The following is an 18,438-nucleotide window of genomic DNA, read 5'->3' on the forward strand; positions in this document are numbered from 1 at the left end:
CGCGTTCCTGTGGTGACGAGGGGCGGCCGGACACTCCGGCCGCCCCTCGTCTGCGTGTTCAGCTGAGCGGCGCCCTGGGGAACCTGCGCTCCTTGGCGCCCTTCTCGGCCGCCTGCCGCTCTTTGACGACGGCCGCGTACTCGTCGACGTACTCCTGCTCGGACAGGGCGAGGATGGCGTACATGATCTCGTCGGTGACGGCCCGCAGGATCGCCTTCTGCCCCTCCATCCCGGCATAGCGCGAGAAGTCGAGCGGCTTGCCGAAGCGGATGGTGACGGGGTGGATGTTCGGGACCACCTTCCCGGGCGGCTGGGCCTCGAACGTGCCGATCATCGCGCACGGCACCACCGGCACACCGGCCCGCAGCGCCATCACGGCCACCCCGACCTTGCCCTTGTACAGCCTGCCGTCGTGCGACCGGGTGCCCTCCGGATAGATCCCGAGCAACTCGCCCCGGGCCAGCACCTTCAGCCCCTCCCGGATCGCCGCCTGACCGGCATCCTTGCCCGAGCGGTCCACCGGGATCTGCCCCGCACTGCGGAAGAAGAACGCGGTGAGCCGGCCCTTGAGCCCCGGGCCGGTGAAGTACTCCGCCTTGGCGAGGAAGGTGATCCGGCGCCCCAGCATCGCCGGCATCAGGAAATGGTCGGAGAAGGAGAGGTGGTTCCCGGCGACGATCGCCGGGCCGGTGGCCGGCACGTTCTCCAGGCCCTCGATCCGGGGCCGGAACACCAGTCTCAGCAAGGGGCCCAGCAGCACGTACTTGAGCAGGTAGTAGAACACGGCTCACTCCTCACTTCACCGGCTCCCCTCGGATCCGGCGGCTTGGCAGGTCGGCTCGCTGATGGCGGGCGATCGGCCGATGTGCACCTGTCGTCATCTGTAGCCATGTTCGCTCACCGTCATGCTGATGCCGCCGGCCGTGCGCGTCCCGCGGCGGGGCGGACCTCGCAGCCGCCTCACGAGGCCGGCGAACGCAAGGCGTCCGACACGGACTTCACGCCGCCGTGCGCCGTCGGCCCGCCGTCGACGGGGATCTCGGCGCCGGTGATGAAGGACGACTCGTCCGACAGGAGGAAGACGACCAGGGGGGCCGCCTCCTGAACGGTTCCGGTACGGCCGAGCGGAGTCTCGCGGATGTTCGCCTCGCGGAACGCGGCCGCGGCGGAGGCGGCCATCCCGGCCTCGACGTAGCCGGGCTGGATGGTGTTCACGCGGACGCAGCGCGGGCCGAGTTCGAGCGCGGCGGCCTCCGACAGGCCGCGCAGCGCCCCCTTGCTGGTGGTGTGGGCGACCGGGTAGTGGGCGGTCGGGGCCGCGGAGGAGCCGGTCGGCTTCAGCGGGGCCAGGTGGTGGATGCCGAGGAGCGGGCCGGTGACGTCGACCGCGTGGACCCGCGCCATGTCCTCGGGCCGCACCTCGCCGAGGCGCGCCAGAGCGTGCACCCGGCCCTACGACTCCCACAGCTCGACGGCGAGTTCCGCCCACTCCCGCTCGCTGCTCACGTCGAGCCGGCGGCAGCCGGGCGCCTCGGCCACGTCGGTGGGACGACACGGGCGCCCTCCCCGGCTAGAGCCTCGGCCTCCGCCGCGCCCTGGGCTTCGTCCTGATGGGCGCGACCGGCCACCCCGCGCTTCTCATCGCCGGCGCCGTCGTCAACTGCGTCGGTACGGGGCTGCCGTTGCCCTCCCTGCTGACGGTGGCGCTCTCGCGGCTCGACTTCGCCGACCGCGGGCGCGGCACCGGCCTGTGGACGGCCGCGGCACCCCCGCCTCGGCCGTCGTGCTGCTCGGCCTGGTCACCCTGCTGGTCTCGGCCGCGCTGCCGCCCCTGACCGCCGGTTCAGGCCGGAGGCTCCGTGAGGGACTGCTCGGCCCAGATGACCTTGCCGCCGGGGACGAAGCGGGTTCCCCAGCGCTCGGAGAACTGGGAGACCAGCAGCAGCCCGCGGCCGCCCTCGTCGGTGGCGCGCGGATGGCGCAGATGGGGTGCGGTGGCGCTGCCGTCGGAGACCTCGCAGGTCAGCGTCCGGTCCCGGATCAGCCGGAGCCGGACCGGGCTCTCCGCGTGCCGGATGGCGTTGGTGACCAGCTCGCTCACGACCAGCTCGGTGGTGAACGCCAGTTCCTCCAGCCCCCATTCGGTCAGCTGCCGGGTGGCCAGCTTGCGGGCGTCGGCGACCACGGACGGGTCGGCGACCAGGTCCCAGTCCGCGACCTGGTCGGCGCCGAGCAGCCTGGTGCGGGCCATCAGCAGGGCCGCGTCGTCGTGCGGACGGTTCGGGACCAGCGCGTCGACCACGGCCCGGCAGCACAGCTCGAGCGTGGCGGCGGGCTGCTCCAGCGCGACGCGCACCCGGTCGCGGTCCGCGGCGTCGCCGCCGTCCCCGTGGACCAGCAGCCCGTCGGTGTACAGGGCCAGCGCGCTGCCCTCGGCGAGCACCAGCTCGACCGCCTCGTAGGGCGGACCGCCCGCGCCGAGCGGCGGACCCTGCGGCAGGTCGACGAGGCTGACGGCGCCGCCGGGCAGGACGAGGGCGGGCGAGGGATGGCCCGCCGTCGCCATCGTGCACCGCCCGTCGACCGGGTCGTAGACGACGTACACGCACCCGGACCCCACCGCCTGGATGCCGGCCGCCGAGGAGCCCTCGGGCCCGACGCCCTCCTCCCGGGCCATCCGCCCCACCAGGTCGTCGAGGTGGGCGAGCACCTCCTCGGGCGAGAGATCGAGCGCGGCGAGGGTGTGCACGGCGGTGCGCAGCCGCCCCATGGCCGCCACGGCGTCGATCCCGTGCCCGGGCACCTCGCCCACCACCAGCGCCACCCGGGCGCCGGACAGCGGGATCAGGTCGTACCAGTCGCCGCCGAGGCCGGTCAGCTCGTCCGCCGGCCGGTAGCAGGCGGCCACCTGCACCGCGTCCTGCTCGGGCAGCCGGCGCGGCAGCAGACTGCGCTGCAGGACGAGGGCCGCGTCCCGTTCGCGCGTGTAGCGGCGGGCGTTGTCCACGCAGACCGCCGCCCGGGACACCAGGTCCTCGGCGAGACTCAGGTCGTCGGCGTCGAAGGGCTCCTGGCGGCGGCGCCGGTAGAAGCTGGTGACGCCCATGGTGACGCCCCGGGCGCGGACGGGCACGATCATCGCGCTGTGCAGGCCCAGGTCCCGGAAGGTCGCCCCTTTGCCGCCGGGGATGTCCGTCGCCCATGCCTTGGCCAGCGGGTCGAGCCGTTGGGCACACCAGGACCGGCCCGTGGTCAGACTGCGGATCGGCGGCGACCCGGCGCGGTAGGTGGACACCCCGCCGATCTCGACCACGGCCTCCGGGACCCCGGGGTTCACCGACTGGTGCCCGGCCCGCCGCAGCGTCACCACCTGGTCCGAGGCGTCCAGCGACTCGGGCTCCGCGCCCCGCAGCACGGAGTCCAGCAGGTCCACGCTGACGAAGTCGGCGAAGTCCTGCACGGCGACGTCGGCCAGTTCCTGCGCGGTCCGCACGGTGTCCAGGCTGCGGCCGATCTGCTCGCCTGCCCGGTCCAGCAGGGCCAGCCGCTGCCGGGCGCGGTGCCGGTCGGTGATGTCGACCACCGTGTAGTACACGCCCATCGGCCGGCCCCGGTCGTCGTCGAGGCGGGTGAACGACATCATGTGCGCCGTCTCCCGGTGCGGTGCGGACCGCACCTGGCCCACGTGCTCGTACCCCACCACCGGCTCTCCGGTGCGCAGTACGCGCCGCATCTGCGCCTCGATGCCCGCGGTGTCGATGCCCGGCTGGATCTCGGCCATCCTGCGCCCCAGCCGCTCGCGCGGAGAGCCTCCGCCGTATCGCTCCAGGGCCGCGTTCGACCACACGCAGCGCAGATCGGTGTCCACGATCGCGATGCCGATGGGAGAGCCGGCCACCATCTGCTCCAGCACCGCGCGGCTCATGTCCCAGCCGCGCGCCTCGGCCGCGTCGGAGACGAGAACCAGCCACTGCGCGGCGCCGCCGGGCTCCCGCGCCGGGGTGATCCGCACCATCACCGGGACCGGCTGCCCGTCCCTGCGCCGGGCGGTCAGCAGCCCCGCCCAGCCCCCGTCCCTGCGGCACCGCTCGGCCAGCTCGGGCGCCCGCGCGGCGTCGTCGGCGGACAGCAGACCGGTCGCCTTGGTGCCCACCACTTCGCCGGCCGGGTATCCCAGCAGGTGCTGGGCGCCCCGCGTCCAGCTCGTCACCACGCCCTGGGCGTCGAGCAGAAGAGGGGCGGCGTCGGCGACGTCGAACCGCCGCCGGGCGGCGTCCGGGTCCTCGTCAGTGCTCACGGCCGGCCTCTCTGTAGCTGAGAGTGGTCTACCCCCTCGTGGCTCAATCTTCACCCTTCGGGCATCGGGCCGGAGACGCAAACGGGCCGGGGGGCGGCCTGCGGCCACCCCCCTGGGTCACGAACCCGTTCCTTCGGGCGTCACACCCCTCGCGTCACGCTCCTCGCGTCACGCTCCTCCCGTCACGAGGCGAGGACCTTCTCCAGCGCCGCCAGCGCGGAGCGCAGCTCCTCGGCCGTGATGGTCAACGGGGGAGCGAGCCGGATCGTGGAACCGTGGGTGTCCTTCACCAGGATCCCTTCCCGCATCAACCGCTCGCTGATCTCACGGCCGGTGCCGATCGCCGGGTCGACGTCGACGCCCGCCCACAGGCCGCGGGAGCGGAAGCCGACCACGCCCTTGCCGACCAGCTCGGTCAGCCCGTCCCGCAGGACCACGCCCAGCTCGGCGGCCCGCCGCTGGAACTCGCCGCTCTCCAGCAGTTCGACCACGGCCGTGCCGACCGCCGCCGCTAGCGGGTTGCCGCCGAAGGTCGAGCCGTGCTCGCCGGGGTGCAGCACACCCAGCACCTCGCGCCGGGCCACCACCGCCGACACCGGCACGATCCCGCCGCCGAGCGCCTTGCCCAGCAGCAGCACGTCCGGGACGACGTCCTCGTGCTCGACGGCGAAGGTACGGCCCGTACGGCCGAGGCCCGACTGGATCTCGTCCGCCACGAACAGGCAGCCCTTGCGGCGGGTCAGCTCCCGCACCCCGGCGAGATAGCCCTCGCTCGGGATGATCACGCCCGCCTCGCCCTGGATGGGCTCGATCAGCACGGCCGCCGTCGTCTCGTCGACGGCCTCCTCCAGCGCGGCCAGGTCGTCGTACGGCACGATCCTGAACCCGGGCGTGAAGGGCCCGAAGCCCGTGCGGGCCGTCTCGTCGGTGGAGAAGCTGACGATGGTCGTCGTACGGCCGTGGAAGTTCTCCGCGGCGACCACGATCGTCGCCCGGTCGGCGGGGACGCCCTTGACGTCGTACGCCCACTTGCGGGCCACCTTGATGCCGCTCTCCACGGCCTCCGCGCCGGTGTTCATCGGCAGCACCATGTCGAGGCCGGTCAGCGCGGCGAGCCGCTCGGCGAACGAGGCCAGGCGGTCGTTGTGGAAGGCCCGGGAGGTCAGCGTCAGCTGGTCGAGCTGGCGGTGGGCGGCCTCGATCAGCGCGGGGTGCCGGTGGCCGAAGTTCAGCGCCGAGTACCCGGCGAGCATGTCGAGGTAGCGGCGGCCCTCGACGTCCTCCACCCAGGTGCCCTCCGCGCGCGCCACCACCACCGGCAGCGGGTGGTAGTTGTGCGCGAGGACCGGCTCCTCGGCACGGATCAGGTCGTCGGAGGTGCGGGTGCGCGCGGGTGCGGTCATGTACGGATCTCCTGGGTGCAGCACTTGATGCCGCCGCCGGCCTTGTGGAACTCGGACAGGTCGACGGGGACGGGGGTGTAACCGTGGCCGGCGAGGCGTTCGGCGAGCGCCTCGGCCTGGGGTGCGATGAAGACGTTGCGGCCGTCGGAGACGGAGTTCAGGCCGAACGCCAACGCGTCCTCGCGGGTGGCGAGCACCGCGTCCGGGTACAGGCGGCGCAGCACCTCGCGGCTGCCGGGCGAGAACGCCTCGGGGTAGTAGCAGATGTTGTCGTCGTCGAGGACGAACAGCGCCGTGTCCAGGTGGTAGAAGTACGGATCCACCAGGGTCAGGCCGATCACCGGGTGGCCGAGGAACTCCTGCGCCTCCCGGTGCGCCGCGCGGCTGGTGCGGAACCCGGTGCCCGCGAGCACGTAGCGGCCCGTCCACACCAGGTCGCCCTCGCCCTCGCTCACCGACTCCGGGCGGTACACGTCGTAGCCCGCCGTCTTGAACCAGGTGTCGTAGTGCAGCGACTCCGGGCGCCGCTCCGGCGCGTGGAACAGCGAGCCGAAGACCCGGCCGCCGACCACGAACGCGGCGTTGGCGGCGAAGACCATGTCGGGCAGGCCGGGCACCGGCTCGACCGAGTCGACGGCGTGCCCGTGGGCGCGGTAGGCGCTGATCAGCGTGCGCCACTGCTCCTGGGCGAGGTCCACGTCGACGGGCCGGTCGGGGTTCATCCAGGGATTGATCGCGTACTGCACGGCGAAGTGTCTGGGTTCGCAGACGAGAAAGCGCCGAGGACGCTGTACACGGCTTTCGGACACAGAGGGTTTCCTCCGCTTGCGGTGTGTCACTGAGGGGGTGCTCACCACGGTAGGAACACGGGGGCAGGCCCGACAAGCGCGAAGAGCTGCGTAGATGCGCAGCATTGCTGCGTTCTTCGGGACCCACGCGCACGGTTGCTGCGCATGTTCCGGGTCACTCGGGTGCGGCGTGGGTCGCGCCGGCCTCCGGGCTTTCCGGGAGGAGGTGGGACAGCACCATCACGCTGATCGTCTTCCGGATGAACGGCTCGACCCGGATCCGCTCCAGCACCTCCTCGAAGTGCTCCACGTCCCGCGCCCGCACGTGCAGCAGCGCGTCCGCGCCGCCGGTGACCGTCATGGCCGCCGTGATCTCCGGGTGGTTGCGCACGACCTCCGCGAGGCGGCGGGGCGGGGCCGCGCCCTCGCAGTACACCTCGACGTACGCCTCCGTGCGCCAGCCGAGCGCCGAAGGCTTCACCGTCGCCGTGAACCCGGTGATCACCCCGGTCTCCCGCAGCCGGTCCACGCGCCGCTTGACCGCGGTCGCGGACAGCCCGATCCCCGCGCCGATCTCGGCGAAGCTGGTCCGGGCGTTCGCCATCAGCGCCGTGATGATCCTGCGGTCGAGGTCGTCGAACGAGGGCGTCCTGCTGTTCATGCGGGCACTGTAGTCAGGCCGCCCCAGCGGTGCTCAGGACTGGGTGACGACCATGGCGAGCGTCAGCAGTCCCAGGACGACCCATCCGAACCACAGCCAGCCGTTGCTGCCGAGCGCGACCGTGTAGGCGGTCACGACGACGAGCCCGCCGACCGTGAGGGCCCCCATCGCCTTGGTGGAACCGTTCGTGGAACCGGGCATCTCGGCACCCTCCTCATGGTCTGTCCATGACCATGGTGCCCCGTTTTCCGCCCGGAGGGCACGGCTCCGCCGCAACCCTTCGATCCCCGCTCGGCAGCCCTTCGGTCTCCGCGGCGGCCCTTCGGTTTCCGCGGCGGCCCTTCGGTTTCCGTGGCGGCCCTTCGGTTTCCGTGGCGGCCCTTCGGTTTCCGTGCGGCGGCCCTTCGATCCCCGTTCGGCAACGCTTCGGTCTCCGCGGCGGCCCTTCGGTCCCCGCTCGGCGGCCCTTCGGTTTCCGCGGCGGCCCTTCGATCCCCGCTCGGCAGCCCTTCGGTCTCCGCGGCGGCCCTTCGGTCTCCGCGGCGGCCCTTCGGTCTCCGTGGCGGCCCTTCGGTTTCCGTGCGGCGGCCCTTCGATCCCCGTTCGGCAACGCTTCGGTCTCCGCTCGGCAGCCCTTCGGTCTCCGTGGCGGCCCTTCGGTTTCCGTGCGGCGGCCCTTCGATCCCCGTTCGGCAACGCTTCGGTCTCCGCCGCAGCCCTTCGGTCCCCGCGGCAGCCCTTCGGTTTCCGCGGCAACCCCTCGGTCCCCGCGGCAGCCCCTCGGTCCCCCCGCAGCCCTTCGGTCTCCGCCGCAGCCCCTCGGCCTCCGGGTCAGCCCTCGCGGGCGTTCAGGGAGGCCAGGTAGGCGTTGTAGGCCTCCAGCTCCTTGTCGCCGTCCCGGTCCGCGGCCCGGTCCTTGCGCCTGGCCTGCCGCTGCTCGGAGCCGTACCACTGGAACAGCAGCGCGATCAGCACCAGCACGGACGGGATCTCGCTGAACGCCCAGGCGATGCCGCCGGCCGCGTTCTGGTCGGACAGCGCGTCGATGCCGAGCGAGGCCGGCGGGTGCGTGAAGGTGTCCACCATCGGCGCGCTCGCCATCATCAGCGCGATGCCGAAGAACGCGTGGAACGGCATGCCCGCGAACAGCTCCAGCATCCGCATCACGTAACCCGGCCGGTGCGGGCCCGGGTCGACGCCCATGATCGGCCAGAAGAACACCATGCCCACGGCGAAGAAGTGCACCATCATCGCGATGTGCCCGGTCCTCGACCCCATCAGGAAGTCGAACAGCGGGGTGAAGTACAGCACGTACAGGCTCGCGATGAACATCGGGATCGTGAACGCCGGGTGCGTGACGATCCGCGTGTACCGGCTGTGCAGCAGCGCCAGCAGCAGCTCCCGGGGGCCCTTGCGGCCGCGGCCGGCGGTCGGCAGCGCGCGCAGCGCCAGCGTCACCGGAGCGCCGAGCAGGATCAGGATCGGCGACAGCATGCTGATGATCATGTGCTGGACCATGTGCACGCTGAACATGACCATGCCGTAGTCGTTCAGCCGGGTGCACATCACCAGCCCCACGGTCAGCACGCCCACGGTGAACGCCACCGTGCGCCAGACGGACCAGGCGTCCCCGCGCCGCCGCAGCCGTGCCACACCCCAGCCGTACAGGGCGAGCCCGGCCACGCACGCCACGAGGAAGAACGGATCCGCCGACCACGCCAGCCCCCGCGCCAGCGTGAACGGCGGCAGATCCATCATCATGCCGTGCCCGCTGTGGTCCATCCGGCGGCTCCTGATTCGTGGGGGTTGTACGAGTTGTCCGCCCCCAGAGTAGAACCGCCCCCGGTCACGGCCGTGACCGGGGGCGGGTTGTTCCCGGGCGGACTACAGGACGCACTCGGCCTCGTCGTACCGCTCCACGGGCACGGTCTTCAGGGTCTCCACGGCCTCGGCCAGCGACACCATCACGATGTCGGTGCCGCGCAGGGCGGTCATCCGGCCGAACTCGCCGCGGTGCACGGCCTCCACCGCGTGCCAGCCGAACCGCGTGGCGAGCACCCGGTCGTACGCCGTCGGCGTGCCGCCGCGCTGCACATGCCCGAGGATCACCGGCCGCGCCTCCTTGCCGAGCCGCTGCTCCAGCTCGACCGACAGCTGCCGGGCGATGCCGGCGAAGCGCTCGTGGCCGTAGACGTCCTTGCCGCCCTCGTCGAAGTCCATCGTGCCGGGCCTGGGCTTGGCGCCCTCGGCCGCGACGACGATCGCGAACCGCTTGCCCGCCTCGAACCGCTCGCCGACCTTCCGCGTCAACTCGTCGATGTCGAAGGGCCGTTCCGGTACGACGACGGCGTGGGCGCCGGCCGCCATGCCGGAGTGCAGCGCGATCCAGCCGGTGTGCCGGCCCATGACCTCCACGATCAGCACGCGCTGGTGCGACTCGGCGGTGGTCTTCAGCCGGTCCAGGGCCTCCGTCGCCACGGTCACCGCGGTGTCGAAACCGAAGGTGACGTCCGTGACGGCGATGTCGTTGTCGATGGTCTTGGGCACGCCCACGATCGGCAGCCCGCTGTCCGACAGCAGCCGGGCCGCCTTGAGCGTGCCCTCGCCGCCGATCGGGATGATCGCGTCCAGGCCGAGTTCCTCGACATGGCCCTTGGCCCGCTCCACGCCGTCGCGCAGATGCTCCGGGCGCACCCGGGAGGAGCCGAGGATGGTGCCGCCGCGGGCCAGGATGCCGCCCACGGCGTCGAGGTCGAGCTTGAGATAGTCGCACTCCAGGAGGCCTTTCCAGCCGTCCCGGAAACCGATGACCTCGTCGCCGTGGTCGGCGACGGCACGGTGCACGACGGACCGGATGACGGCGTTCAGGCCGGGGCAGTCGCCGCCGGAGGTGAGGACACCAATGCGCATAGCCCGAATTACCTTCTCAACGTGGGCCGGGAGGACCGGACCACGCTGTCCGGCGAATTCCCGGCCACCCTACCGGCGTGAGGGGGTGGCTCCGTAGCGGGCGTCCGCCTGCTGGACGCGCCCGCACATGTGAGCGGACGGCCTGTCAGGCGGGCCCGCCACGACCCTGCCGAAGTGCGCTGAGACGGCGCTGAGGCGGCGCTTACGCGGGCTGCTGAGCTGCGGCGATCCGCTCGTTGCGGAGCGCCTCGTACCAGCGGTCGTCGATCGGCGGCAGCGCGTTGACGTCGAGCGCCAGCTTCAGCAGCAGATCGGCGATCTGCGGGTTCCGGGCGAGCACCGGGCCGTGCATGTAGGTGCCGAACACGGTTCCGTTGTACGCGCCCTCCGTGCCGTCCCCGGTGCCGTTGCCCTTGCCGATCTGCACCCGGGCGAAGGGGCGGGCGGTCGGGCCGAGGTGGGTGACGCCCTGGTGGTTCTCGAATCCGGTCAGCTGGGGCAGTCCGAGCTGCGGGTCGATGTCGGCCAGCACGTCGCCGACGCACCGCTCGCCCTCGCCGCGCACCGACACCACGTCGAGCAGGCCGAGACCCGGCTCACGCTGGCCGAGGTCGTTGATGAACTCGTGGCCGAGGATCTGGTAGCCGGCGCAGACGGAGAAGACGATCGCGCCGTTCTCCACCGCCCGGTGCAGATGCCCGTCCCGGCGCAGCCGCTCGGCCGCGAGCCGCTGCGGGCGGTCCTCGCCGCCGCCGATCAGATAGATGTCGCCGGAGGTCGGGATCGGCTGGTCGCTGCGCACGTCGAGCCGGGCCACGTCCAGGCCGCGCTGCCGGGCCCGCCGCTCCACGACGAGCGCGTTGCCCTGGTCGCCGTAGGTGCTCAGCAGGTCCGGGTAGATCCACACCAGCCGCAGTTGGTTGTCGCTCATGAGGTGATCGCCCTTCGAGGATCAGAAGATCAGTTGCCGACGCGGCGGCGCAGGTCCTGGAACGCGGTGTAGTTCGCGATGACCTCGATCCGGCCCGGCGGGCACATCTGCACGGCCTGGTCGAGGTTGTCGCAGACCTGGAAGTGCTGGTTCGCGACCTCCAGACGGACGGCGAGGTCCAGCTTCCGGTCGCCGACGACGAAGATCGGGTGGCCGGTCAGCCGGGTGTAGTCGACGTCCCACAGCCAGGAGGTGTCGGTGCCGTCGGCTCCGCGCGCGTTCACGGACAGGATCACCGGGGCGGGCGGTGGGTCGATCAGGGAGAAGGTCTCCAGCCAGCCGGCCGGGTTCTTCGCCAGCAGCAGCCTGAGGTCGCGGTTCTGGAACTGCACCACGTCGTACCGTCCGGCGACCGCCTGCACCTGGTACATCCGCTCCAGGGCGACCTGCGGCGGCACCCCGAAGACGGCGGCCACGGCGGCCGAGCTGGTGGCGTTGGCCTTGTTGGCGCGGCCCGGCAGCTGCAGATGGATGGGCCAGGCCGAGCCGTGCGGGTCGAGGACGTGGTCCCCGGACAGCGCCCAGGTCGGCGTCGGCCGCCGGAACCCGCACTCGCCGCAGAACCAGTCCTCGCCGGGGCGCTGCATCACGCCGCCGCAGGACGGGCAGGACCAGGCGTCGTCCTTCCACATCTGCCCGGCCGCGACCCAGACCACGTTCGGCGACGAGGAGGCGGCCCACACCACCAGCGGGTCGTCGCAGTTGGCGACGATGACGGCCTTCGAGCCGGCGAGACCCTCGCGCCAGTTCTCGGCGAGCATCCGGGTCTCGGCGGCGCGGTCGAGCTGGTCGCGGGAGAGGTTGAGCAGGGCGATGCACTTCGGGTCGGTGTCCCGGGCCACCCCGGCCAGGTACTTCTCGTCGACCTCGATGACACCGAATTTCGCGTCCGAGCCGCCCGCGAGCGCGGAGGTGATGCCGGCCGGCATGTTGGCGCCCAGCGCGTTCGACACCACCGGGCCCGCGGCGCGCAGCGCCTCGGCGATCAGCCGGGTGGTGGTGGTCTTGCCGTTGGTGGCGGACACCAGGACGACGTCCAGGTTCTGGGCGAGCCGTGCGAGCAGATCGGGGTCGAGTTTCAGCGCGACCCGGCCACCGATCACCGACCCGCTGCCGCGCCCCGCGGCGCGCGATGCCGCAGCGACCGCCTTGCCCGCGGTCACGGCCAGCTTGGCCCGCGGCGAGAGCGGGTCCGAGTTGCCTGCCATCAGTTCTCGATCCTCCTTGCGTACGCGCCGCGCCTGGGGCCATCCGGCAGCGTGGTGTGGCCTCAGCCTATCGAGATCCGAATCCACACCCGAATCCCGGCCCACGCCTTGAGCGGCGGACATGGGCGATACGAACCGTACCCTTGCCGCCATGCGACACCGTTCCATTCCGGGCGCCCACGGGCGCGTCCGGCCCCTCACCCTGCTCGGCGACGCGGGCCTGCGCGAACAATGCCGGGAAGTCACCGAATTCGGGCCTGAGCTGGCGGCCCTCGTGGAGGACCTGTTCGCCACGATGTACGCGGCGCAGGGGGTCGGCCTGGCGGCGAATCAGGTGGGAGTGCCGCTGCGGGTGTTCGTGTACGACTGCCCGGACGACGAGGACGTGCGGCATCTCGGGCATGTGGTGAACCCCCGGCTGGTGGAGGCCGACGGCGTGGTCGTCCGGGGACCGGAGGGCTGCCTGTCCCTGCCGGGCCTGGAGGCGGGCACCGAGCGCCACGACCGTGCGGTGGTCGAGGGTTTCACGGTGACGGGGGAGCCGGTCGTGATCGAGGGCACGGGGTTCTTCGCACGGTGCCTGCAGCACGAGTGGGACCACGTGGAGGGCCGGGTGTACGCGGACCACGTGACGGGGTGGCGCAAGCGCAGGCTGGCCCGGCAGGTCGAGCGGGCTTCATGGCGCCGGTGACGTCAGAACCCCGGACCGCCGATCTTGTCCCCGGCGGCCGCGAGACGGCCCCACAGCAGGTCGGCGAGAGAGCGCACCAACTCGCTCCGGGAACAAGGGCGTTCCCCCAGCCACCAGTCACCGGCGGCGTGCATCATCCCGACGATCCCGTGCCCCCACACCCGGGCCAGCTGCTGGCTCTCCGGGCCGAGGTCGACCCGCTCCTCGATGACCTGGGCCAGCTCCTCGCCCATCCGCCGCAGCAGCGGGGCCGAGTGCTTGCCGACGTCGAAGCCCTGGTCTCCGCTCCCGCCTCCCTCCGCCGGATGCATCAGGAACCGGTACACCTGAGGACGTGCCTCGATCGCGGCGAGGTAGGTGTCCAGCGTGGACTCCACCCGCTCCCGCCGGTCCGCCGGGGCGTCCAGCGCCGCCCGCAGGGAGTCGAGCAGCGCGTCGGTGTGCCGCTTGGCCAGCGCGGCGTACAGGCCGCCCTTGTCGCCGAAGTGGCGGTAGAGGATCGGCTTGGTGATGCCGGCCTCCGCGGCGATCGCGTTCATCGAGGCCTGCGGACCGTCGCGGAGCACCACCCGGTCGGCGGCCTCCAGCAGCTCGCGCCGTCGGCGGTCGGCGGACCGCTGCTGGTCGGTCCGCTGTGTGGTGTCCATGTGCTCTCCCCACCCGTGCTGATTCGCTGACGCCTGCGCAAACTAACACTGACCGCGCCCCTGACATCGAACGGGATGCCGAGGTCGTCCCCGGTTGACTTTTCCTACCGGTCGGTAACAGACTCGTGTTACCGCTAGTAACATCAGATCCGCCGCTGGAGGGGACATGGCCGAGTTCACCATGGAGCTGAACGACGAGCAGAAGGAAGTCCGGGACTGGCTCCATGGCTTCGCCGCCGACGTGATCCGCCCCGCGGCCGCCGAGTGGGACGAGCGCGAGGAGACGCCCTGGCCGGTCATCCAGGAGGCCGCCAAGGTCGGCATCTACTCCCTCGACTTCTACGCGCAGCAGTACTTCGACCCCACCGGCCTCGGCATCCCGATGGCCATGGAGGAGCTGTTCTGGGGGGACGCGGGCATCGCCCTGTCCATCGTGGGCACCGGGCTCGCCGCCGTGGGCGTGCTCGCCAACGGCACCGAGGAGCAGATCGGCACCTGGATCCCGCAGATGTACGGCGACGTCAACGACGTCAAGGTCGCCGCGTTCTGCTCCTCCGAGCCCGACGCCGGCTCCGACGTCGCCTCGCTGCGCACGCGTGCCGTGTACGACGAGGCCAAGGACGAGTGGGTGATCAACGGCACGAAGACCTGGGCGACCAACGGCGGCATCGCCAACGTCCACGTGGTCGTCGCCAGCGTCGACCCCGAGCTGGGCTCCAAGGGCCACGCCTCCTTCATCGTCCCGCCGGGCACGCCGGGCCTGGCCCAGGGCCAGAAGTTCAAGAAGCACGGCATCCGCGCCTCGCACACCGCCGAGGTCGTCCTCGACAACGTGCGCGTCCCCGGCTCCTGCCTGCTCGGCGGCAAGGAGAAGCTGGACGAGCGGCTCGCCCGGGCCCGCGAGAAGGCCGCGAAGGGCGGCGAGCGGGTGAAGAACGCGGCGATGGCCACCTTCGAGGCGTCCCGCCCGGCCGTCGGCGCCATGGCGGTCGGCACCGCCCGGGCCGCGTACGAGGTCGCCCTCGACTACGCCAGGACCCGCGAGCAGTTCGGGCGGCCCATCATCGACAACCAGGGCGTCGCCTTCCAGCTCGCGGACATGCGGACGCAGATCGACGCCGCCCGGCTGCTGGTGTGGCGGGCGTCCTGGATGGCGGTCAACGGCAAGCCGTTCACCGCCGCCGAAGGGTCCATGTCCAAGCTGTTCGCCAGTGAGACGGCCAAGAAGGTCACGGCCCAGGCGATCCAGATCCTCGGCGGCAACGGCTACACCAGGGAGTACCCCGTCGAGCGCATGCACCGGGACTCCGCCATCTACACGATCTTCGAGGGCACGAGCGAGATCCAGCGCCTGGTCATCGCCCGCACCCTCTCGGGGATGCCGATCCGCTAGCGGTGCCTGAGCGGCGTCAGCTGCTCGATGTCGTACTTGGCCCGCAGCGCCTCGATCGCCTCCTGGTCGGGCGGGCCCCCGTTCCGCAGGATCTCCAGCAGTTCCTCGAAGTACCGCTCGTGATCCGGCGGCGGGCTCGCCTGGAAGAACATCTTCGCCGGGGTGTCCGTCGGGTTCGCGAACGCGTGCGGGCACCCCGGGGGTACGACGACGACCGTGCCCGGAGTCGCCCGCACCACCCGGCTGCCCGAAGGCGACTCCCACTTGCGCCAGTTGTCGGGGGTGCGGATGCGCGGCTCGAAGGCGAGGACGTCCAGTTCGCCCTCCAGGACGTAGAACAGCTCCTCGCTGCGCGTGTGCACATGGGCGCCCACGTCGAAGCCCGGCGGGACCTCCACCTCGAAGGTGGAGGCCATCCGCGAATGCGTGCCGGTGACCTTGAACGTCACCCGCTGGGCCGGCGTCTCCACGACACGGCCGTGGCCCGGCGGTACGTACAGTCCCTCGGTCTCCGTCATCGCTCGCTCACCAGGTCACCGGAAGCGCCTCGGGACCCCGGATCAGCGCGCCCTTCCTGAAGGGCACCCGCTCCGGCGGCACGGACAGCCGCAGTCCCGGGATCCGGTCCAGCAGGGTGTCCACGAGCAGCTCCTGCTCCAGCCGGGCCAGCTGGCCGCCGGGGCAGTAGTGGGGGCCGAAGCCGAACGACACATGCGGGTTCGGGCTGCGGGAGAAGTCGATCCTCTCCGGGTCGGGGAAGACGTCCGGGTCGCGGTTGGCGGCCAGGTACGAGACGTACACCGGGTCGCCGGCGCGGATCCGGTGGCCCCGGATCTCCACGTCCTCCAGCGCGATCCGGGACAGGCCGACCGCGTTGCGGTGCGGGATGTAGCGCAGCAGCTCGTCGATCGCCCGCGGGCGGATCTCCGGCTCCGCGCGCAGCCGCTCCACCAGGCCGGGGCGGGTGAGCAGCAGATAGAACATCTGCCCGCTGTTGTTGGTGACCGCCTCGCCGCCGATCTGCAGCAGCCCGGCCAGCCCGACGGCCTCCTCGAGCGTCACCTCGCCCCGGCCCACCGCGGCGCCGAGCAGGGAGGTGACGTCCTCGCCCGTGCTGTTCTCGCGCAACCCGATCAGGTCCGAGAAGTACGCGGCCATCTCCCGCTTGGCCTTCTCGCTGACCTCCTTGCCGTTCGAGGAGGACAGGATCAGCTGGGTCCAGGAGTGCATGGTGTGCCGGTCCGCGGCCGGGACGCCCATGATCTCGCAGATCACCGCGATCGGGAACGGGCTGAGGATCGTGGCCGTGAGATCGGCGGGCGGACCGTCCTGCAGCAGCTCGTCGACCAGTTCGTCGAGCATGGCGCGCGCCTTCTCGCGCACCCGCTCCACACCCTTCGCGGTGAACGCGGCCGCCACCGAGCGGCGCAGCCGGGTGTGGTCGGGCGGGTCGAGGAAGCCGACCGCGCCGGGATCGGGGATGAAGTGCGGGGCCAGCCGGGTGACCGGCTTCGCCATCACCGCCTCGCGGCTGAACCGCGGGTCGTTGGTCACCATCCGCACGTCGTCGTACCGGGTCACCAGCCACGCCCAGCCCTCGCCGTTGGGCAGCTGGATGCGGGTGACCGGTCCCTCTTCCATCAGCTCTCTGAGCACCGGGTCGAAGTCCGTCCCGGTCAGGTCGAGCGCCGGCCAGTGCCGGATGGGGGGCAGGGTCTCGGTGAGCGTCTCTTCGGTCATGCCGTACTCACGCCGTCTCTCGGTCGGTGCGCCAGCGGCCCAGCGCCATTTCCGCGGTGATGCCGGGTCCGAACCCGGCGAGGAGCCCGCGCGCCCGGTGCTCGGCGCCGCCCTCGTCGAACATCCGGCGCAGCGCGTCCAGCACGACGCCGGAGGCGATGTTGCCGTACTCGGTGAGGGTCGCCCGGCTGAACCGGAACGCGTGCGGGTCGACGTGCAGGAACTTGCTCAGGTCGTCGAGGATGCGGGGCCCGCCGGCGTGGACGATGTAGAAGTCCAGGTCGGAGGCGTCCCAGCCGTGCGTCCCGGCGAGGTCCTGCAGGGCCGGGGCCAGCGGCTCCATGGTGGCCGGCACCCGTTTGTCGAGCAGGAAGTGGAAGCCCGTCGCCCGGACGTCGTAACTGATCCAGTCCTCGGTCTTGGGGATCAGGTACGAGCCGTTGCGCTCCAGCTCGATGCCGGTGCCGCCCCTGCCGCGGACCACGGCGGAGGCTATGCCGTCGCCGAACAGGCCGTTGGAGAGCAGCGAGCCGACGCCGAGGTCGGTGGGCTGGTAGCACAGCGAGCAGAACTCGCAGGCCACGATCAGCGCGTTGGCCTCCGGGTAGGCCGTGCAGAAGTCGTGCGCCCGGTTGATCGCCGCGCCGCCTGCCGCACAGCCCAGCTGGGCTATGGGAAGTTGTCGGGTGGTGGGGTCGAAGTCCATCTCGTTGATCAGCCACGCCGTGAGCGAGGGCATCATGAAGCCCGTGCACGAGACGTAGATGATGACGTCGATGTCGGTGGTGAGGAGTTCCGCGTCGTCGAGGGCACGCTGGATCACCGCGGGGACCCGCGCCTTGGCCTCGGCCTCGTAGAGCTTGTTGCGTTCCTCGAAGCCGGGGTGCTTCAGGGTCTCCTCGATGGGCTGCACGATGTGCCGGGTCTTGACACCCGTGTTCTCTATCAGCCGCAGTGCGAGGGGCAGTTGGGGGTGGTCCGCGTGGCGGGAGCGCGCCAGCTCCAGCGTCTCCTCCATCGTGATCACGTGTTCCGGAACCGATACCGAGGGTCTGCACAAAGTCGCCATGAACCGTGCCTGCTTTCAGCCTTCCGGAAGGCCTGCGCCCGCCGGTCAGAGGGTCGTTCACCTCAGGGGGTGTCCACCCACGATCACTCGGTACGGCGGCGATCTCGCGCCGAACTACTCCAGATCGGGGACGCGGCATCAGGACCGGGTGGGAATCGGCGTGCGCACGGGAGGGTGAACACCATGACGGCATCGGCCCGGGACCTGCTGCAGAAGGCCACCGGGGCACTCGCCCCCGACCAGGGCGCCAACCCCTTCGCCCCCCGAATGGAACGCGGCGAGGCGCCCCGCGAGGCCCTAGCCCGTCCGGCCCTGGAACAGCGGTGGGTGATCCCTGCCGACCGCCGCTCCTTCGCGCACCTGGCCGGGCGCTCCGTGACGGGCGAGGAACCGGCGGCACGGCACCTGAGCGCCTTCGCACAGGCCTGCGGGATGAGCGAGGGCTACGCCGGACGTACGTCCCCGGAGAGGTCGAAGAACGCGCAGGCGGGGGGCTCGAAGCCGTAGTGGGTGCGCAGGGCGGTCGCGATGCGGGCGCAGCAGCCGCCCCGGGCGGAGAAGTTCACGGGGAGGGCGAGCGCCACGTCCGCCGGGGTGGCGTCGCGGGCCGGCCTACGGAAGCCTGGTGAAGGCGTACGAG

General features: G+C 71.8%; 17 protein-coding genes and 1 pseudogene. 3 read left to right on the plus strand and 15 right to left on the minus strand.

The features are described 5' to 3' along the window. Positions 1-58: 58 nt before the first annotated feature. The 11 genes and pseudogenes from AB0950_RS09805 to AB0950_RS09855 all read right to left on the minus strand — a co-directional run bounded on the left by AB0950_RS09805 (position 59) and on the right by AB0950_RS09855 (position 12,258). Positions 59-784 (minus strand): lysophospholipid acyltransferase family protein, encoded by a 726-nt coding sequence (locus tag AB0950_RS09805; RefSeq protein ID WP_360146713.1) that lies wholly within the window; start codon positions 782-784, stop codon positions 59-61. Positions 785-960: 176 nt separating this feature from the next. Then, positions 961-1,628, minus strand: a pseudogene (locus tag AB0950_RS09810) (SDR family oxidoreductase). A 215-nt stretch (positions 1,629-1,843) separates the two neighbouring features. Next, complete coding sequence (locus tag AB0950_RS09815) at positions 1,844-4,297, minus strand: SpoIIE family protein phosphatase (protein WP_360575020.1); 2,454 nt, start codon at positions 4,295-4,297, stop codon at positions 1,844-1,846. 182 nt (positions 4,298-4,479) lie between these two features. Then, positions 4,480-5,700 (minus strand): ornithine--oxo-acid transaminase, encoded by a 1,221-nt coding sequence (gene rocD, locus AB0950_RS09820; protein WP_360146707.1) that lies wholly within the window; start codon positions 5,698-5,700, stop codon positions 4,480-4,482. Continuing rightward, a complete protein-coding gene (gene ddaH, locus AB0950_RS09825) occupies positions 5,697-6,557 on the minus strand; it encodes a dimethylargininase (RefSeq protein WP_360146704.1) in 861 nt (286 codons plus the stop codon). The genes rocD and ddaH overlap by 4 nt, the downstream gene beginning before the upstream one ends. Positions 6,558-6,663: 106 nt before the next feature. Beyond that, positions 6,664-7,149 (minus strand): Lrp/AsnC family transcriptional regulator, encoded by a 486-nt coding sequence (locus tag AB0950_RS09830; protein ID WP_360146701.1) that lies wholly within the window; start codon positions 7,147-7,149, stop codon positions 6,664-6,666. A 33-nt stretch (positions 7,150-7,182) separates the two neighbouring features. Beyond that, complete coding sequence (locus AB0950_RS09835) at positions 7,183-7,350, minus strand: hypothetical protein (RefSeq protein WP_107093214.1); 168 nt, start codon at positions 7,348-7,350, stop codon at positions 7,183-7,185. Positions 7,351-7,980: 630 nt separating this feature from the next. Further along, positions 7,981-8,931: a cytochrome c oxidase assembly protein gene (locus AB0950_RS09840; protein WP_360146698.1), complete on the minus strand. Its 951-nt coding sequence runs from the start codon at positions 8,929-8,931 to the stop codon at positions 7,981-7,983. 102 nt (positions 8,932-9,033) lie between these two features. Next, complete coding sequence (locus AB0950_RS09845) at positions 9,034-10,059, minus strand: 6-phosphofructokinase (RefSeq protein WP_360146695.1); 1,026 nt, start codon at positions 10,057-10,059, stop codon at positions 9,034-9,036. A gap of 202 nt (positions 10,060-10,261) precedes the next feature. Then, positions 10,262-10,990, minus strand: coding sequence for a type 1 glutamine amidotransferase (locus tag AB0950_RS09850; protein ID WP_103815672.1), 729 nt, complete (start codon positions 10,988-10,990; stop codon positions 10,262-10,264). Between the two features lie 29 nt (positions 10,991-11,019). Continuing rightward, positions 11,020-12,258 (minus strand): MurT ligase domain-containing protein, encoded by a 1,239-nt coding sequence (locus AB0950_RS09855; protein ID WP_360146691.1) that lies wholly within the window; start codon positions 12,256-12,258, stop codon positions 11,020-11,022. A gap of 151 nt (positions 12,259-12,409) precedes the next feature. Between AB0950_RS09855 and def the strand changes: the two genes are divergently transcribed. After that, positions 12,410-12,949, plus strand: a complete 540-nt coding sequence (gene def, locus AB0950_RS09860) for a peptide deformylase (RefSeq protein ID WP_360575018.1) — start codon at positions 12,410-12,412, stop codon at positions 12,947-12,949. A 2-nt stretch (positions 12,950-12,951) separates the two neighbouring features. Here def and AB0950_RS09865 read toward each other — a convergent pair whose 3' ends face one another. Next, positions 12,952-13,596 carry a TetR family transcriptional regulator gene (locus AB0950_RS09865; protein WP_360146685.1) on the minus strand — a complete coding sequence of 215 codons (645 nt, stop codon included), beginning with the start codon at positions 13,594-13,596 and terminating at the stop codon, positions 12,952-12,954. Positions 13,597-13,762: 166 nt separating this feature from the next. On the opposite strand from AB0950_RS09865, the gene AB0950_RS09870 reads away from it, so the two are divergent. Continuing rightward, positions 13,763-14,989, plus strand: coding sequence for an acyl-CoA dehydrogenase family protein (locus AB0950_RS09870; protein WP_360146682.1), 1,227 nt, complete (start codon positions 13,763-13,765; stop codon positions 14,987-14,989). On the opposite strand, the gene AB0950_RS09875 is transcribed toward AB0950_RS09870, so the two are convergent. The 3 genes from AB0950_RS09875 to AB0950_RS09885 are packed head-to-tail and all read right to left on the minus strand — an operon-like array spanning position 14,986 to position 17,798. Then, positions 14,986-15,507: a cupin domain-containing protein gene (locus AB0950_RS09875; RefSeq protein WP_360146679.1), complete on the minus strand. Its 522-nt coding sequence runs from the start codon at positions 15,505-15,507 to the stop codon at positions 14,986-14,988. The genes AB0950_RS09870 and AB0950_RS09875 overlap by 4 nt on opposite strands. 7 nt (positions 15,508-15,514) lie before the next feature. After that, positions 15,515-16,729: a cytochrome P450 gene (locus tag AB0950_RS09880; protein ID WP_366778257.1), complete on the minus strand. Its 1,215-nt coding sequence runs from the start codon at positions 16,727-16,729 to the stop codon at positions 15,515-15,517. Positions 16,730-16,736: 7 nt separating this feature from the next. Continuing rightward, positions 16,737-17,798 carry a type III polyketide synthase gene (locus AB0950_RS09885; RefSeq protein ID WP_360146673.1) on the minus strand — a complete coding sequence of 354 codons (1,062 nt, stop codon included), beginning with the start codon at positions 17,796-17,798 and terminating at the stop codon, positions 16,737-16,739. A gap of 183 nt (positions 17,799-17,981) precedes the next feature. On the opposite strand from AB0950_RS09885, the gene AB0950_RS09890 reads away from it, so the two are divergent. Continuing rightward, positions 17,982-18,305 (plus strand): hypothetical protein, encoded by a 324-nt coding sequence (locus AB0950_RS09890; protein WP_360146670.1) that lies wholly within the window; start codon positions 17,982-17,984, stop codon positions 18,303-18,305. Positions 18,306-18,438: the final 133 nt, after the last annotated feature.

The organism is Streptomyces sp. NPDC007189 (assembly GCF_040703635.1).
Classification (GTDB): Bacteria; Actinomycetota; Actinomycetes; order Streptomycetales; family Streptomycetaceae; genus Streptomyces.

What these genes read in the sequence shown, in the direction of transcription:
- rocD (WP_360146707.1), bottom strand. Translation starts at nt 5,700, where the DNA reads ATGACCGCACCCGCGCGCACCCGCACCTCCGACGACCTGATCCGTGCC.
- AB0950_RS09830 (WP_360146701.1), bottom strand. Translation starts at nt 7,149, where the DNA reads ATGAACAGCAGGACGCCCTCGTTCGACGACCTCGACCGCAGGATCATC.
- AB0950_RS09835 (WP_107093214.1), bottom strand. Translation starts at nt 7,350, where the DNA reads ATGCCCGGTTCCACGAACGGTTCCACCAAGGCGATGGGGGCCCTCACG.
- AB0950_RS09840 (WP_360146698.1), bottom strand. Translation starts at nt 8,931, where the DNA reads ATGGACCACAGCGGGCACGGCATGATGATGGATCTGCCGCCGTTCACG.
- AB0950_RS09845 (WP_360146695.1), bottom strand. Translation starts at nt 10,059, where the DNA reads ATGCGCATTGGTGTCCTCACCTCCGGCGGCGACTGCCCCGGCCTGAAC.
- AB0950_RS09850 (WP_103815672.1), bottom strand. Translation starts at nt 10,990, where the DNA reads ATGAGCGACAACCAACTGCGGCTGGTGTGGATCTACCCGGACCTGCTG.
- AB0950_RS09855 (WP_360146691.1), bottom strand. Translation starts at nt 12,258, where the DNA reads ATGGCAGGCAACTCGGACCCGCTCTCGCCGCGGGCCAAGCTGGCCGTG.
- def (WP_360575018.1), top strand. Translation starts at nt 12,410, where the DNA reads ATGCGACACCGTTCCATTCCGGGCGCCCACGGGCGCGTCCGGCCCCTC.
- AB0950_RS09865 (WP_360146685.1), bottom strand. Translation starts at nt 13,596, where the DNA reads ATGGACACCACACAGCGGACCGACCAGCAGCGGTCCGCCGACCGCCGA.
- AB0950_RS09870 (WP_360146682.1), top strand. Translation starts at nt 13,763, where the DNA reads ATGGCCGAGTTCACCATGGAGCTGAACGACGAGCAGAAGGAAGTCCGG.
- AB0950_RS09875 (WP_360146679.1), bottom strand. Translation starts at nt 15,507, where the DNA reads ATGACGGAGACCGAGGGACTGTACGTACCGCCGGGCCACGGCCGTGTC.
- AB0950_RS09880 (WP_366778257.1), bottom strand. Translation starts at nt 16,729, where the DNA reads ATGACCGAAGAGACGCTCACCGAGACCCTGCCCCCCATCCGGCACTGG.
- AB0950_RS09885 (WP_360146673.1), bottom strand. Translation starts at nt 17,798, where the DNA reads ATGGCGACTTTGTGCAGACCCTCGGTATCGGTTCCGGAACACGTGATC.
- AB0950_RS09890 (WP_360146670.1), top strand. Translation starts at nt 17,982, where the DNA reads ATGACGGCATCGGCCCGGGACCTGCTGCAGAAGGCCACCGGGGCACTC.